Genomic DNA, 16,410 nt, shown 5'->3' with positions numbered 1-16,410 from the left:
AGTCTTGAGTCTGAAGTCCTAAGTCAAAAAAAACTTTCCTGACTTAAGACTTTGGACTTCAGACTTAGAGCTTCAATCAATAGCCCCATATATAAACCAGCCATTCAATAGCAGGTAAACCGCCAGCAACACCTGTGCGCATATAAAATCAAAGCGTCTGGCCTTGGTTTCCTGGCCTTTTTTAATGAGCCGTAACGAGTACGCGGTGCAAATAATAATGCAGAGTATAAAAAACAGCGTTGTGCCATGCAGTGTATCCACCAGCGTAAAGGTAGTCGACTCGGGCAGCGACGAATCGATGATGTATTTGTTACCAATTACCGCAAACAGCGCGCCCACACTCAGCCCAAACCGCGAATCGATGCTATCGGTGTGGATATAAAAACACATATACGCTATCAGGAAGGCCACATACATACCCAGGAACATCTTCCAAAACAAGCCCATCGCGTCGCGGGCTATCTTCAGGGTAACTTTAAAGTTGCTGTATTCGGTATGGGGTTTGGCCAATGTGGTATCGCCAAAGCCGGTTTCGTATTTCTTGATGCCGGCAGCAATGCCCAGGCTGTCAACACGCCAGCCGCGCAGGGTAAAGCGGGGGTCGAAATGCTTGCCCAGCGTATCGGGCACAAATATCAGCGAGTGTGAATCAAACTGCGAATTCTCTATCGAGAAGCGCAGTTTCTGCTTATCAAAAGGGAAATTATTAATGGCCCAGGAGTCCTTCATTACACATTGCAGTTTCATGAGCAGGTACACCTTGCTGCCCGACGAATCGATGGTAGAAAACGATTTAGTAACCGTTTTGGCCTGCGGTACCTCCAGGTTTTGCACAAAATCAAAGTCGCGGTTTTTGTATTTAAGCCATAACCAAAGGTCAATGGTGTACTCTTTATCCTTAAAGTTAATGTCGTGAATACTGGTAATGTACACCCCGGTTTTCACCGTATCGGCGTGTGGCTTGCTGGCATGGGCGGCCGTGCATGCCAGCAGGAGTACCAGTGCAAAAATCAGCTTGTTTTTCAAGGGCAATGGTTAAAATAGTTGCGACGCTAATATAACAAAATAGCCGGGCAATACCGGCGTTGGTTTTAAAAACCCTCCATCGCCCCAATTTTTATGTACTATACAAAAAGCTTTAAAATGATCCGGAAATATCCAAAAAAGTTTCAAAAAGTTCCAAAAAAACACACAAATAGCATATAAATTCAAACCGGTAATTCCCTTAAAAAACGGCCCGTTTTTGGCAGGTTATTAATTGTTATTTTCACACTTAAACAAGTAAAAAGCCCAAAATAGCCACACTTCTACCCCACTTCCGGCACCCCCGAAACACCCCAAACCAACCCGCCGCGGCACCGAAGCGGCACCCTTATGGCACCAAACTTACACCATAAAAAAACATGCGGGCGTTGCCCCCGTTGGTAGAAACGGGGCCCGGGCTGTACGCTCATACTACACCGGCCTTAGGCGCCGGGCCGGTATCCGCTGCCATCCCTAACGCAGGCTGCGGGGTACATAATTTTATGTGATTATAAGTTGTAGAATCCGGGAATTCCGAATTTGCTTTTCCCAGTTCCCTCCCATCGGGAGGGGCGCGATAGAATGCGGGCAAAGGCAGGGAGGGGTTAATGAACTATTTGCTTTCGGGGGAACGATTTAGCAAAACAAAGACTATTGTTTGCTCCGCGTCATGTTTTGTGGGTCACGAAAATACTTTGTAGAAATTACAACACCGGCCCGCTCAATTGCCGCGGGAGGGCTGTTACTTTGTCTTGATACAAAGTAACCAAGACCGAGCGTAGCGAGATAATGAGCACCAAAAAAGCCAATAACAAGCGAATAAATCAAGTCACCAGAAATGCTTCTTTGCGCTCCTGGCATTTGCCCTGCAAAACGGGCAAAACCTGGGCTGGAATTATTTTGCCCCCGAGGCTCCTTTCCCACGCGCATGCAAAAACTTCCTATGCCCTGCAGCCGCACTACCCCGCATTGTTTTGCCCGTTTTCGCCCGAAGCTGTTCTGCTGACACTTTGGGGAACAGGAGAACTTTTTCGAATTCCAAAGGCACTTTCCCCAGTTCCCTCCCTTGGGAGGGGCGCGATAGAAATGCGGGCAAAGGCAGGGAGGGGTTAATGAACTATTTGCTTTCCGGGGAATGATTTAGCAGGACAAAAACCATGTCATTGCGCCAAGCTATATTGCCGACTTCATGTTTTGTGGGTTAAGAAATTACTTTGTAGAGACTACAACTTTGGCCCGCTCATGGCCGCGGGAGGGCCTAGTTCCTTTTGTCTTGTCAAAAGGAACCAAAACCGCTGTCACCAGAAATGCTTCTTTGCGCTCCTGGCCTTTGCCCTGCAAAACGGGCAAAACCTGGGCTGGAATTATTTTGCCCCGGCACACTTTGTCCCTACGCACATGCAAAAACTTCCTATGCCCTGCAGCCGCACCACCCCGCATTGTTTTGCCCGTTTTCGCCCGAAGCTGTTCTGCTGACACTTTGGGGAACACGATGCCCTTTCGAATTCCAAAGGCTCTTTTCCCAATTCCCTCCCTTGGCAGGGGCGCGATAGCAATGCGGGCAAAGGCAGGGAGGGGTTAATGAACTATTTGCTTTTAGTGGAACGATTTAGCAAAACATGTCACTACGCCAGCATCATCGCTCTGCTTCATGTTTTGTGGGTTACGAAAATACTTTGTAGAAATTACAACACCGGCCCGCTCATGGCCGCGGGAGGGCCTATTTCCTTTTGTCTTGGCAAAAGGAACCAAAACCGCTGTCACCAGAAATGCTTTGCGCTCGGGGCCTCTGCCCTGCAAAACGGGCAAAACCTGGGCTGGAATTATTTTGCCCCGAGGCTCCTTTCCCAACGCGCATGCAAAAACTTCCTATGCCCTGCAGCCGCACCACCCCGCATTGTTTTGCCCGTTTTCGCCCGAAGCTGTTCTGCTGACACTTTGGGGATCACGAGAACTTTTTCGAATTCCAAAGCCACTTTCCCCAATTCCCTCCCTTGGCAGGGGCGCGATAGCAATGCGGGCAAAGGCAGGGAGGGGTTAATGAACTATTTGCTTTCCGGGGAACGATTTAGCAAAACATGTCACTACGCCAGCATCATCGCTCTGCTTCATGTTTTGTGGATTACGAAATTACTTTGCAGAAGCTACAACATCGGCCCGCTCATGGCCGCGGGAGGGCTGTTACAAGTGACTTAACCTGCAAGCAGCCGCGCATACCTTGTGCTAAAATAGGGTAGCTTAAAAAAATAAAGAGCAAAGCTACAGTTACAAAGAAACCGGCTAAATAATATTATTTTTAAAACCGATTATTTACGGAATGCCATAAAATGAATTTAGAACGCTATCAATATTTTAACAGTAATGATTATCATGATTATGAATTTTATAGCGAGGGGCCCAATGGACGAATTAGTAAAATGGTTACTTTTTCCCGTATCCCAAATACCAACCCGGCTATTTATAATTTAGCATTTGGCGATCTAAATACCGATACCGGGGAATTGGACGATACCGTAATTAGTAATAATCAGGACAGAGATATAGTATTGGCCACTGTAGCCAACACTATTGCGGAGTTTTGTAACCATCATGGTAACCATTACATCTATGCCAAAGGCAGTACGCCGTCCCCTACAAGGCTTTATCAAATGGGTATAACAAGCTTATGGCAAGAAATCAGTATAGATTTTGAGGTGTACGGACTTAAAGATAACGACTGGTGGGATTTTGAACCCAACAGTTATAATTATGATGCTTTTTGGGTAAAGCGTATGTAATTGATTAAATTTGGATAACTAAAGAAGAAAAGGAAATAAAATGGCAACGATAACAAATAGCTTATCTGTAAAAAAAGGATTTGGTGCCGGTACTGTCAGCGACCAGGTTAAAAGTCATGCTAATGATCCTTTCGTGGTAAAAAAGGTCGAGGAAGCCACCAAGACCATTCTAAGGGTTGACTTGCCGGGCAAAAAAAAGAAATAGCGTATTTGACGGTTTATAAATTAAAGGCTGGATATTTAATCCGGCCTTTTCTCTTTTTAGTGGTATTTGTAATTATAGCAAGCCTATTGATCTGTCTGACCGATAAGTAGAATCTAATCATTACCATTAATTACACTCTAAAAATTCCCGGGCGGCAGTAATAGACGGATTTCTTTTAAACGATATCTTGTACCAAACAAGCGCTGTACCAAAACTATCCCGGTTACACAGCCCCGAAAGGGCGGCATCCAACTGCGATGGGCATCGCCCATCGATTAAAAATGCATCAACCAACAGCCCTGAAAAGGGTGACATATCAGCCGCCGAACTTTGCGTAGGGGCTAAACTACATACAAGCTGTACTGATCTTCGTGCAGGTTATTAAGGCGGTGCATCTACCTTTCAAAAAAATAGCTACCATGCTAAAATGTTTTAGCATAGGTGTTGTGCCCAGGTTTTGCGATGACCAACCTGTAATTCACGATAGGTTCCGGCTATAAAGGCGCAAATACCCTAATTTGCAGGCTGCCACGCAACACTTGGCTAAAAGGACTTAATTATCAAGTTATTGTTATCGAAAAGCCTATAGAAATTAGTTGGCTTTTCGATATATTTGTACTCCTTAACCTTAAAAAATGAAGTACGTTATACCATTCCTGATAATATTGGCTTTAACATCCTGTAAATCAAAAGAGGAACAACTTAAAGAGAGTATTCTGCCAGTTTTAACGAATGCTATTATTCAAGATAGTTTAGTTCACAAAATCGACTCAATCAAAATATTAAAAATCGATACCCTAACAGATTCATTATATGCCGAGCGGCGACTGCTAAATAAATCAAAGCTTTTTGACTACTATCTTTCTCGATCTAAAATGTATCAAACACAAGCTGAATTAGATGGTCGGTCTGCAAAACTTAGTCAACAACAATCGACTTTATATTATGAGTATCTAAACTCCTCAACACTGGGTAGCATGTCAGCAGATGATGCGAAATCAAAAATTGCAAGCCTTAAAGAAAATTTGGATAAAAGTACTGTTTACATTGATTCTGCCAAAAAAGTAAACGCCGAAATGCAGAGGATTGAAAACGACTTAAAAATCAGGAAAAACAAACCAAAGGGTTTTAGGGGTTTTTTAGTCACTTTCAATTTATTAGGTACCGACAAGAAAAATATGGAAATTAAAAAAGATACTATGTTACTTTATTTATCACCTGCTTTAAGGGTTTTGCCAATAAATAAAATTTAGGGCTTTCCTTTAGCTCCGATGGCGCAAGTGCCGGGATGGCAAGAAGCCATACGTAATTAAATCGTTTTGGCTTGGCGTGTTTACAGAATTGGACTTTGTTGGCGACAACGCCAACAAAAATTGGCACGTGAAATGGCTCAAATATCTTATATTTTTTTGGCTATACGTGAGCTGGCTGGTAACAACATCAAAAAGGCCGAAGGTTACAAATGTCATCGGCCCGATTTTGTACTAATGCCAAAGATGCTTCGGTTTTCAGCGACAGCATAAGGGATAACGAGTTTGTTGGAGGACAACTCCAACAAAGTGCGAGCCATACGTAATTAAATCGTTTTGGCTTGGCGTGTAAAGTGGCTTAAATATTTTCGTGTTTTTTTACTATATGTTGGCTGGCTGGTAACAACATCAAAAAAAGGAGGTTACAAATATTCGCCAACCCAATTTTAGGCTATTGCGGAAGATGCTACGGTTTTCCGGGATAACATAAGGAGTAACCAGTTTGTTGGATGACAACTTCAACAAACTGCAGGTAGGAACACCAGGGAGGGCAGAGTTTTTGGTGTTGTTCTCCAACATAGTAGAACTACAAATAGGCGCAGAATGATATTGGATCTGACGTAGCAATCAGTCCTTGCTGGCCCGTGGGTCGACAAGGACTGACAAAATTTATTTTACCCCGTGTTAATTTTTGACAGGGCTTTTTGTTTAGAAGTTGCTAAATTATGGCTTTGCATTTCCGCTGCCATATCTAAGATTTACCTCATTCCTCAGTTTGATGTTTTGGGCAATAAAGTTATTACTATCTAACTGACGAGAAACGGAATTATAAACCTCTCTGTTATTTTTCCTGTCTCTAATAGTGACAATTGCACAAAACTCCTGAGAAAGTTCAATACTATCGTCATTGGCAGCTTTAGCTTCGGCATAGGCATTAAATAACCCTTCTAAACGAAAAAACCATTTTTTTGGCACAGTTAGGGCCTTAACTGAATTGCTTTCCGTAAGTTCAGTAAGATCTATAGCATATTTTTTAAGCGGATGGAACTTTTTGCCATAGTTTCTTAACACACGCTCGTTTGAAAAACGATTCAACGGGCTATCCATCACCCGTTTACTGTAAAGTGCTTCTCTTAATAAATTTAATGCACCATCAGGCCCAAACTCATTTAGAATATGCCGCATTGATATATCCCTTTCCTTTATTTTATCATAAGTACCAAAAGACACGTCAATGTTCGACTGGCAATATTCCGTTGCACTGCTGCTATCTAAAAGTGGCGATGCAACCAAAGTAATTATAACTTCACCATAGTATAAACCATTTTCGACCATATCCGTTGGGTAAGGAAAATCTAGAATTTCGTAGTAACTCCCTTTGGTAATTGTATCCTGTAAAATAAGCGTGATTTCATTGGGCGAATTGTAAAGTATGTTATTAACATCGTCTGGTAGGCCATAGCCCATTGACTTAATCTTTTCGACCGCATTAAGGCTGACAGTAGATGGATATTTTGCTGAATGTACGATTAGTGCCTTTAATAGCAGCGGATTAAAATTCTCTGCAATCTTGTGATCTAAGCCTGCAGTTAAAGCAGTTACACGAGGCGTTGAAAAACTTGTACCGACATTGCTCACGATTTTACCATCTGTCGCAAATGAATATACACCAGAGGTACTTAGGCGCCCACCTGGTAATTTACCTGCGTTTCCGCCATAATGGGTTACGTCAGGCTTTATCAAATGATTAGGGCCAAAGCCGGTCCTGCTAAATGGCGACGGCCAATCAACTTCAGCGATATCGTTAAGACCTTTTGTATGGGCAATGCTGCCAACAACCAACGAACGTAATGTGTCTGCTGATTTCGGTATCCTTTGCGGCGTGGCCGGTATTATAAAGTTTTGGCAATTCCCCGCGGACTTACAAATCACGATATCGTTTTTCTGCTGTATGTTATCTAGAAACTTGCCAAAATCTGAAAAATCGTGCAGGTCACACTCCATTTTTAGGCCGCCCGAAAGGTTCCAAATTTTTATATCTGGCTTTGAATTTATTGCCTCCCTGATATTTTCGATTAACTGGTCTTCATCAATACCTTCCTTTCTTAAATCAGGAAATACAGTTGCACTATATAACATGCATCCGTCAACCCCAGTCCACGGCCTACTTTCCAATTCATCACCATAAACAATTATACCAGCTACGAAAGTACCATGGGACCTGTCCATTAAATCTTCAGGATAAGGCGAAAACGAATCAGGCAATAACCAAGGCTTTAGGTGTTCATTGGCTTCAATTCCAGAATCCAATACGCCTACAATTGGATATTCAACTCCTTTTATTGGCAACTTAATTTCCACGGCTTTATCCGCTTCTACAAAATCCATCCCGATAGTTACTTTAGGCATCGGTGTAATTGAATAAAGCGCTTCAAAATGTTCTATTTCATGTAACTGGTCAATCGTTACGTTTTCCAGTTTATAGATAGTTAAATCATCAGCATATTGTACTTTTTTGAATGCAATATCCCGCAACTCTAAACTTTCTCTAAAAAGCTGTTCTACAATTCGATTAAGATTGTAATCGTTGTAATTAAACAACCTGGCCTTTAGTGTACCTCCATCCTCTGTTTCCACAAACGGGCTATAAACATGTATTTTATCTATTGAGGCTAAACCATGCGCGTTATCATCTATAAGGCGCAGATTTCTGGATATATTATCTGCATCCTGCATATTGTCAACTTTAATAAGCAGATCACATTCATCAGACATACCCACAAAATTGAATTTATGGTTAACATTAAATATTTTACCCACGTGGCTGCGGTGCGTTTTTGCGATTGCTTTTTCGTTAAGTGTTACCTTCACTACAGCAGGCAAATGATTTTGACGTTGCCTTCTTTCTGTCAATATTGATTTAGTAACCTCCATCACACTGATGAATTGAGCCGACCGCTCTATCAATTTCTCACGACTTGGTGCCCATTTTGGCAATTCATCATTGGACATACCTTCAGTACGACGGTCATCCACCTCGTCGCGTTTTTTAAACAGCTTGATGGGTAAGTTTTTATTTTCCATAGTATTCTATTTTAGGACGTTCCTTACTTGTCTGATAGAGATATTGCACAATTCACTAATAACTGTTTGGGCAACCCCCTGGGTATTTAGAAAATTAATTAGTTGTTCCTGATTGTAGGCACCATGCTGATTGGAAAGAAATATCTGAAAGATAAAATCTTCAAAACTTATAGTGTTCTTTGATGATATGATATTCTTTGCAATCGTATTTTGCGCGATAGACCTAATATTAGCTGGTGATAACCCCTCTAGCAAACCAATCGCTTTATCTATTTTTTTACTGTCTGATAAAAACTCACACTCATAATTCTTAAAATACAGCTCAAGAAGATCCGGTATCTCATCTTTACCTGGCAGTCCTATTTCAATAATATGATTGAACCTGCGCCAAATAGCTTTATCTAATAACTCATGATGGTTTGTTGCAGCAATCAAAATATTATTACTTGTAAACTCATCGATATTCTGTAACAGACTATTGATCACTCGTTTTAATTCTCCAAGTTCATGCTGATCGTCACGCGCTTTAGCTATCGCATCAAATTCATCCAAAAAGAGTATGCAGGGTGTTTTGCTGGCAAATTCAAATACTTTTCTTATGTTTTTTGAGGTGTTACCTAACAACGACGACACCAGGGAATCAAGCCTTGCCACAACTAATGGAAGATTCAGTGTTTTAGATATATAGCGCGCTATTGTAGTTTTACCACAACCAGGAGGACCGTACAACAACAAAGATGAATTCACGTCAAGCCCTGCTGATCGTAAAATGTTTTGGTGGGCGTTCATTGTAACAAATTGTCCAATGGCGTTTTCCAATTGTTTTGAGAAAACGAGATCAATCTGGTTATCATTGGGCATAACAAAATCTACAATATTTAATCTAGTCTCCTGATCAACCGGGGTTGCAACGAGTTGATCGAGATACACGGCTTGCGATTTGGTATTCTTTAATAGACTATTTATTTTTTCAGATAGTTTCCCGTCACCACCTTTTGCAAGATTTTCGGCAAGCATTCGCGCATAGTTAGATACTTTTTGAGTGTCTTTATTTAAGCCACCTTCAATAATTTTAATAATTTCAGTATACATGCTTTCAATTGATGTGTACAAATATATAAATAATCGTAATTAAAGTTACAATAAATGTAATAAAAATAACGAATATCGTAATTATTAAAGCAATAATCGCAATTAAAATACCACAACACACTACAACACAACTACTTATTTACGAAAAACCTCAGCAGTGTCAGACACTCCTCCCGCCACCCAGCTCTCCCCATGCAAATCACGATATTTTATGAAGCATTAAGCCCACTCTTCGGCGTTCGCGTTATGGAAATAAATGTCGACCGCCGCCGCCTCGGTAATGCCGGGATGTGCCCATACATATTACAGCGTTATAATAACCCGCAAAGCCAAACACTCCCCAACTTCCGCATGAGGGATTGAAGTGGGTACCGGCCTGTGGCTAATGCCTTGCGCAGTATGAACGGAAAGCCCGGCCCCTGCTTCTACCGGCGGGGGACATGCCCGTTTTAGTATCAAGTAGTAAGTAGCAAGACTTTTTTTGGCTTCCTTACGGGGCCGGGATGCTTTCAAATTCTGAAAAAAAAAATCAGGGTTCACTTCCTTAACACTGGGATTTGCAGGGTGGAGAACCCCCTCCCTACCCTCCCTGGGGAGGGAATCGCACATGCCTGGGCCTTTTAATTCTAAAATAAAAAAATCCGAAATCGAACATCCGAAATCCGAAATCAAACTACACCCCTTCCTTAATACCCGTATGTTTTTTAATAACGGTTGATAGCTGCTGCGGGTTGAAGGGTTTCAGGATGCAATCGTTAAAGCCGCTGGCCAGCAGGTCGGCAAGCATTTTTTGATCTACCAGCGAGGCGGTGAAGGCGATGACGGGTACCTGCGGGTATTTCTTTTTGATTTCGAAAACGGCTTCGTAGCCGTTCATTACCGGCATTTCCAGGTCGAGCAGTACCACATCATAGTGGGGGAAATCTTCCAGCCGGGCCAGGGCTTCCACGCCGTCGTAGGCGGCATCAACGGTGGCGCCAAAGCCGGTGAGGGCCTTTTTGGCTACCATCATGTTTATTTTGTTGTCTTCGGCCAGTAGTACCCTTAGCAATTTAAGGTCGCCGTTGCCTGCTGCGGGCTTTAGCGGTATAGGAAGCGGCGCCGCATCGGCAATGCCAAACGTTAAACCGAACGAAAACTTGCTGCCCATGCCTTTTTCGCTCTCGAGCGATAGTTTGGACCCCATCATCTGCAATATGCGGTTGCAAATGGTAAGGCCCAGGCCGGTGCCGGTAAGCTCGCGGGTGCCCTCGTGGTACACCTGCCAAAAGCCCTCAAAAATCTTTTCCTGGTCGGCCTTATCAATGCCGATGCCGGTATCTTCAATCACAAAGTCGACGGTTATCAGCTTGTCGGTTTTTTTAAGGCAGGTGGCTTTTAGCTTTACGTAGCCGTTGCCGGTAAATTTAAGGGCGTTGGCAAAAATATTGTTGAGCACCTGCGTAAGGCGCATATCGTCGGCCAGTACCAGGGTATCCAGTTGCCGGTCAATCTCGGCCAGTACCTCCACATTGCTGTTTGCTGATAGCACTTTAAAGGGCAGGCATACATTGAGCAAAAAGTTGCTTAAATTGATGGTGACGGGGTGCAGCTCCAGTTTGCCGGCCTCTATCTTGTTAAAATCGAGGATATCATTTACCTGCTGCAGCATATGGTCGGCCGAGTTTTGGAGGATGCTGATGTACTCGGCCTGGCGCGTGGCCGAGTTTTCCTGTTTCAGCAGGTTTACAATACCGATGATGCCGTTTAAGGGGGTGCGCAGCTCGTGCCCCATGGTGGCCAGGAACTGAGTTTTGGTATTAATAACCCGGTTGCTTTGGGTAACAATCTCTTCGATATACTTTTTTTCGAAAAACGTGTACAACGCCGCCAGCACAATGGTTGAGCCAAGCGCCGTAAAGCGGTTGACCAGGGCCAGCCGCGCTGCCTGCCCGGGCGTAAAACTGGCCAGCGGAGGTACGTAATTGCCAATAACAATACAGGCAACAAAGGCAAATATCATGATGCCCACAAAAATGCCGGGCTTTTTGGCGTGCTTATGCTTCAGGTCGACAACCAGCGGTACGGCTATCAGGGCGGGGAAAAAGAAGAGGTACTGGTCGGTTTGCAAGCCTTCAAGCAGCACCAGGCAAACCAGCAGCCCGCATATGACCGAAAATATGGATATGGTAAGGTCTTTAATGGCATCCTGCCATTTTAACACCACAAACATTAAAATAGCCAGGCAAAAGCAAGCCAGCAAAAACGACGACACATACATGCCGATAAAGGCATCATAAACCGACAAAAACACCCCCAGCGACAAGGCCGAAAGCCCCAGCTGGTAAGTGCGTTTGGATACTTCCTTTAAATCAAACAAAAGATCCTGGCGCGTAGCGCCCGCATTAACCGGCTGATGGTATTTATCGGTAATTTTATCCATAGGGGTAAGCAGGCCCGCTGCTTTGATTAAATGTGATGTTTGTATTTTGCCAAAAGAATTTTAACGGTTGTAAGTGAAGTACTTACAACCGTGTGTAACAAGTATTTGGCTTTGTAAAAGTACTTATATATTCTTGAAAAATTGTAATGGGAATGGGAGTTGAATGTCATGCCGATTGCTATGTCATCTTTATAACGCTCACCTCTGTCATGCTGAGGTACGAAGCATCTATTGACGAACTTTTCTTTCGGTCATGCACGGCTGATAGATCCTTCGTTCCTCAGGATGACAGGAAAATTGGATACTGTGCTTACAAGCCGCTATTAAAAACCGATAAGCAAACTCCCCCCTCCCCCTTTGTAACAAAACTTTAACCTAATTTAACTATTATAAGTTTGGTGGTTTGCGTTTGCTTTCTTTATTTTATGAAATTAATGCTGACATTGTTATACCCACCCAAAACCTGTAAGCTATTGCTGCTTACCTGCTTTTTAGTTTTCGTGTTTCCCGCGGTAGTTTGCGCGCAAAATCTTTTTTTGCAAAAGATTGAACTGTGCAGCGCCGAAAATTATTGTATCGACTGCGGCAGCCCCAAAGCTACCTGCAGCCAGTTTACGCTCGACCAGCTGTGCGACCGTATTAACCGCAAATATTCGTTTAAAGATGCCAATGGCTCGCTCACTTTCCAGGTACTGGTTGAGCCTTCGGGCTTTAGCTGCGTGCTAAGCCATACCGATGTTACCAACAGCCCCCTTACCGCCGATATCATTCGCCTGCTAAACGGCAGCCTGTGGAAAGCCGCTGTTGACCATGGCAAACGGGTGGCATCATCGGTAAATGTGCAGTTTAAAATAGCTTTTGGTCGTATTTCGGCCCAGATGCTGCGGATGGACCTGGAGCAAATGAAACCGGCCGGCCCGCCAACAATTTACAACACCAGTACCCAGTATACCAACCCCTCGCTCAACAGTTACGAGTTTACCAAGTGGACCAAATACGATTCGCCCCTGCCCGATAACGTAAGCCAATCGAGCGCGGTTGATGCCACCGACGTACTTTGGTATGCCACCGCCCACGGCCTTACCCGTTTTGATGGTACTACCTTTAACCCGGTTAATGAGTACAACTCCCCCTTTACATCCGAAACCGCCGTGCAGGAAATTACTGTTGATAAGGAGAACGCCAAATGGGCCTATATTGACAACGGCATATACAAATGCACCGATGCCGGCTGGCAGGTGTACGATTTTAAAAAGTTTATAAAAAGCCCGGTCACCAGTATTATAAAAAGCCGCAACGGCGAACTGCTGTTTACCACCAAAGATGGTATGGTAGTAGTGCGTAAAGATAAAGTGGTGGTGCTGAACAAGAAAACCATCCCGCTGCTGCCCTCAAGCAACGTAACTTTTGCTTATGTAGATAACCGCAAACGCCTGTGGATTGGTACATCAAAGGGCACTATCCTCATCGAGAAAGACCTGCTGCCAACTACTTTTACCACATCCGATTCGCCATTGAAAAACGCCAGCATATCCGGTGCCGCCGAAGATGAGCAGGGCAACCTCTATTTCTCGCTGATAAGCACCGCCAAAGGCGCGGCCGACGATGATAACGAAGGCATCGCCGTACTACGCCCCGATGGCACCTGGCTGCACTTAACCGACAAAAACTCGGGCATGCCATCAAACCATGTAACCAGCATTATGTACGATAAGTTTGAACACGTACTATGGCTGGGCACCGATCAATCGGGCCTGGTGCGGTACGATTTAAAAAACAGCTGGGAAAACTATAACAACGCCAACTCGCCCGCCCCCGGCTTTAAAATTTACCAGGTGGTGCAGGATTCCAAAGGGGTTATTTATGTTACCACGGCCAATGGCTTGCTGAGGATCAGGAAAAGAGGAACGTTTTGAGTTAGATGTGAGATGTGAGATGGAATTAGCCGGTGGGAACGCTGGTTAATACTCACCCGGCGAGGCTACGCCCGCCACCCTCTCTTCGGCTTCGCCGGAAAGAGGGGCTTGGAAGTGTTTTATTAGTGTTCGGATAAATATTATTATATACTCAATCGTGCAAGCCCCTCTTTCCAACGAAGTTGAAGAGAGGGTGCCCCAGCGCAGCGTCGGGCGGGTGAGTCTTCGCCGCCAAACCCTACTTACTACTTACAACTCACCACTCACCCCCTCAACCTCACATCATCCGCCACAATCCGCTCTATCATTATACTGTGTGTGCCGGTGGTATTTTCGTCAAAAGCATTTACATCTATAGCGCCGTAATTGTTAAGTGCATCAACAGCCTCCTGGGCCAGCCTGGCCGATGGCGCGTGCACCGTTACAATGGTGCCGTTACGGCCTGCCGTGGCATGGGCTTCGGCCTCGTGTTGGTTATCAAACAGGTGGTTAAAAAACGCGGCTATACGGTCAATGGTACCGGGCTCGTGCACCTCATGGCCGGGCAGGGCTTTGTGGGTGTGCTGGTCTAAACTATCGGCGTCAAACTCGTTGCCCAACAAGTACTCGCACACGTCGTCGGCAAGGGTAATATCTTCAAAAATACCTACTACTGTAATCATACGTTAGTAATAGGTGGTTGGGGTAAATTGTTTGAGGTGTTGAGTCGGGAAAGTCGGAAAGTCCGGAAGTCGGAAAGTCCGGAAAGTCAAAAGCAGTCACTATGCAAATAATTCAAAAGTCTCAAATCTAACATCTCATATCTAAAACAGGGCGTTTCCCGCTGGTAGAAGCGGGCCGGGCTTTCCCCTCATACGTGCACATGGCCTTAGTCGCGGCCAGCACTTATGCCCCTACGCGGCCGGTATCCGGTACAATCCCTAACGCTGAGGTTGGGGTGAAGATATTGAACATACTCCCAGCCGGTGATTTTTTGTTATCAGTAGCGAACAGGTTTTCTTTTTCTATTTTAGGATCGGCCCTTATGGGGTGTATTTTATGGCGAAAATAAAAAATACGCTTTCTTATTACACAGAAATCAACGACTTCCTGGCCTCTATCCCATGGCCCGGACGCACAACCGATCCGGATTTTTACTGCCTGAGGCTAAAGCCACTTGATCAGGACCTGCAGATATACCGCCCACCTTTTAAACGTTCATTTTATTTTTTTGCCTTACTATTCAATTCCGGCAAAATCGAAGTTAACTACGGCGATCAAACCATTCACGATCCTGACTCTTATCTTGTTTTTCATTCGCCCAATCTTGTATATAGCTTTGCGCATAACAATGCCCTGGAGGGTTATGTAATTTATTTTAAGCCCAAATGCTTCTTGTTCTTCAAACCAGACTTTCACCAGCAATTCCCCCTTTTTAATGTGTTACATACCAACCTGTTTAGGTTTGGCCATGACACATTTAAACAGTTGGCGCCACATTTTGAAACTGTATTTACCAGCTATGAAAGGTCGGCCAAGGCACAGCATATCGAAGCAAGAATAAAATTGCTTGGCTTACTATATTACCTGGAAGATTTTGCATTAGAAAAGAAAGAGGATATCCCGGTGGCCACAGCGCAGCAAATCCTGTTGCGTAAATTTATGCAGTTAATTGATAATCACTATATCAATAAGCGCACCGTGCAGGAATATGCAGATCTGCTTTCGGTTACCGCTAATTACCTATCCCAATCAGTCAAACAGGCCTCGGGCAAAAACGCGCTTGCTTTTATTACCGAACGCCTGGCCCGCGAAGCCAGGTCGCTCATGCAATACACCGATTTTACGGTAGCCGAGATTGCCTATCAACTCAACTTTTCGGACCCGGCTAATTTTGGCAAATTCTTTAAAAAGCATGTAGGCTTGTCGCCTTCGGAGTTCCGGAACCAACGCAGGTAATTAAATTGACCTGTTTATCCAAGTTTTCGACCAAATCTTCCGCGTAAGTTTAAGTTTTTTTGTGACAATAAATTAAATAACGTTATGAACTACAACCCTGCTGTGGATGCTTACATAGATAACTCAGAAGATTTTGCAAAACCTATTCTTGAGCATTGGCGCCGCCTTATTCATGAACATTGCCCTAATGCCGAAGAGGCTATAAAATGGAGCCTGCCCCATTTTGAATACAACAACGATAACATGTGTGTTGTGGCATCCTATAAAAATCATTGCTCTTTTACGTTCCTGAAGGCCGAACTGATGACCGACCCGCGTTTGAAGGCAGGTAAGGACCTTAAACCAATTCAACGATTTTTAGGAAAGATCAGCAAAATAAGCGACCTGCCGCCCGACGATGAATTTATAGCCATGCTTAAAGAAGCCATGCAGTTAAACGAAATGGGCATCAGGATAAAAAGAGACAAGCCCGAAGCTGATAAACCCAGGGTACTGGTAACGCCCGATTATTTGCTGGCCGCATTAGTAGCTAACCCCAAAGCAAAGGAAGTTTTTGAAAGCAAATCCAACTCATTCCGCAAGGAATATATTATTTGGATTACAGATGCCAAAACCGACGAAACACGACAAAAAAGAATAAATGAAGCTTTAGAATGGATAGCCGAAGGAAAAGGCAGATTTTGGAAACACCAAAAATAGATAT

General features: G+C 43.9%; 11 protein-coding genes. 6 read left to right on the top strand and 5 right to left on the bottom strand.

Annotated elements, in window-relative coordinates; all coding sequences use genetic code 11:
• Window positions 1-72 precede the first annotated feature (72 nt).
• The gene (locus tag BMX56_RS05155; RefSeq protein ID WP_090641915.1) at window positions 73-1,026 is read right to left on the bottom strand and encodes a ligand-gated ion channel; all 954 of its coding nucleotides are present in this window, start codon (window positions 1,024-1,026) and stop codon (window positions 73-75) included.
• Between the two features lie 2,324 nt (window positions 1,027-3,350).
• Here BMX56_RS05155 and BMX56_RS05130 point away from each other — a divergent pair.
• The 3 genes from BMX56_RS05130 to BMX56_RS29825 all read left to right on the top strand — a co-directional run bounded on the left by BMX56_RS05130 (window position 3,351) and on the right by BMX56_RS29825 (window position 5,258).
• Entirely contained in the window at window positions 3,351-3,800 is a 450-nt protein-coding gene (locus tag BMX56_RS05130; RefSeq protein WP_090641902.1) for a DUF6934 family protein, read from the top strand.
• Window positions 3,801-3,840: 40 nt separating this feature from the next.
• Window positions 3,841-4,005: a hypothetical protein gene (locus BMX56_RS30055; protein ID WP_177183719.1), complete on the top strand. Its 165-nt coding sequence runs from the start codon at window positions 3,841-3,843 to the stop codon at window positions 4,003-4,005.
• 635 nt (window positions 4,006-4,640) lie between these two features.
• Entirely contained in the window at window positions 4,641-5,258 is a 618-nt protein-coding gene (locus BMX56_RS29825; RefSeq protein ID WP_143065367.1) for a hypothetical protein, read from the top strand.
• A 720-nt stretch (window positions 5,259-5,978) separates the two neighbouring features.
• Here the strand turns inward: BMX56_RS29825 and BMX56_RS05115 are convergent.
• From BMX56_RS05115 to BMX56_RS05100, 3 genes are all read right to left on the bottom strand, one after another.
• Window positions 5,979-8,339 (bottom strand): S8 family peptidase, encoded by a 2,361-nt coding sequence (locus tag BMX56_RS05115; RefSeq protein WP_090641892.1) that lies wholly within the window; start codon window positions 8,337-8,339, stop codon window positions 5,979-5,981.
• 6 nt (window positions 8,340-8,345) lie between these two features.
• Window positions 8,346-9,431 (bottom strand): AAA family ATPase, encoded by a 1,086-nt coding sequence (locus BMX56_RS05110; protein ID WP_090641889.1) that lies wholly within the window; start codon window positions 9,429-9,431, stop codon window positions 8,346-8,348.
• Between the two features lie 673 nt (window positions 9,432-10,104).
• A complete protein-coding gene (locus tag BMX56_RS05100) occupies window positions 10,105-11,853 on the bottom strand; it encodes a response regulator (RefSeq protein WP_090641884.1) in 1,749 nt (582 codons plus the stop codon).
• 425 nt (window positions 11,854-12,278) lie between these two features.
• On the opposite strand from BMX56_RS05100, the gene BMX56_RS05090 reads away from it, so the two are divergent.
• Window positions 12,279-13,769: a ligand-binding sensor domain-containing protein gene (locus tag BMX56_RS05090; protein ID WP_090641879.1), complete on the top strand. Its 1,491-nt coding sequence runs from the start codon at window positions 12,279-12,281 to the stop codon at window positions 13,767-13,769.
• Between the two features lie 263 nt (window positions 13,770-14,032).
• On the opposite strand, the gene BMX56_RS05085 is transcribed toward BMX56_RS05090, so the two are convergent.
• Window positions 14,033-14,431: a hypothetical protein gene (locus BMX56_RS05085; RefSeq protein ID WP_090641876.1), complete on the bottom strand. Its 399-nt coding sequence runs from the start codon at window positions 14,429-14,431 to the stop codon at window positions 14,033-14,035.
• A gap of 376 nt (window positions 14,432-14,807) precedes the next feature.
• Between BMX56_RS05085 and BMX56_RS05080 the strand changes: the two genes are divergently transcribed.
• Together BMX56_RS05080 and BMX56_RS05075 are read left to right on the top strand one after the other, a co-directional pair.
• Window positions 14,808-15,707: a helix-turn-helix domain-containing protein gene (locus BMX56_RS05080; protein WP_090641873.1), complete on the top strand. Its 900-nt coding sequence runs from the start codon at window positions 14,808-14,810 to the stop codon at window positions 15,705-15,707.
• Between the two features lie 84 nt (window positions 15,708-15,791).
• The gene (locus BMX56_RS05075; RefSeq protein ID WP_090641871.1) at window positions 15,792-16,406 is read left to right on the top strand and encodes a YdeI/OmpD-associated family protein; all 615 of its coding nucleotides are present in this window, start codon (window positions 15,792-15,794) and stop codon (window positions 16,404-16,406) included.
• The last annotated feature ends 4 nt before the right edge of the window (window positions 16,407-16,410 follow it).

The organism is Mucilaginibacter sp. OK283 (assembly GCF_900110415.1).
GTDB lineage: Bacteria > Bacteroidota > Bacteroidia > Sphingobacteriales > Sphingobacteriaceae > Mucilaginibacter.
The sequence above is the reverse complement of the archived record's forward strand: the minus strand, read 5'-3'. Positions and strand labels throughout refer to the sequence as shown.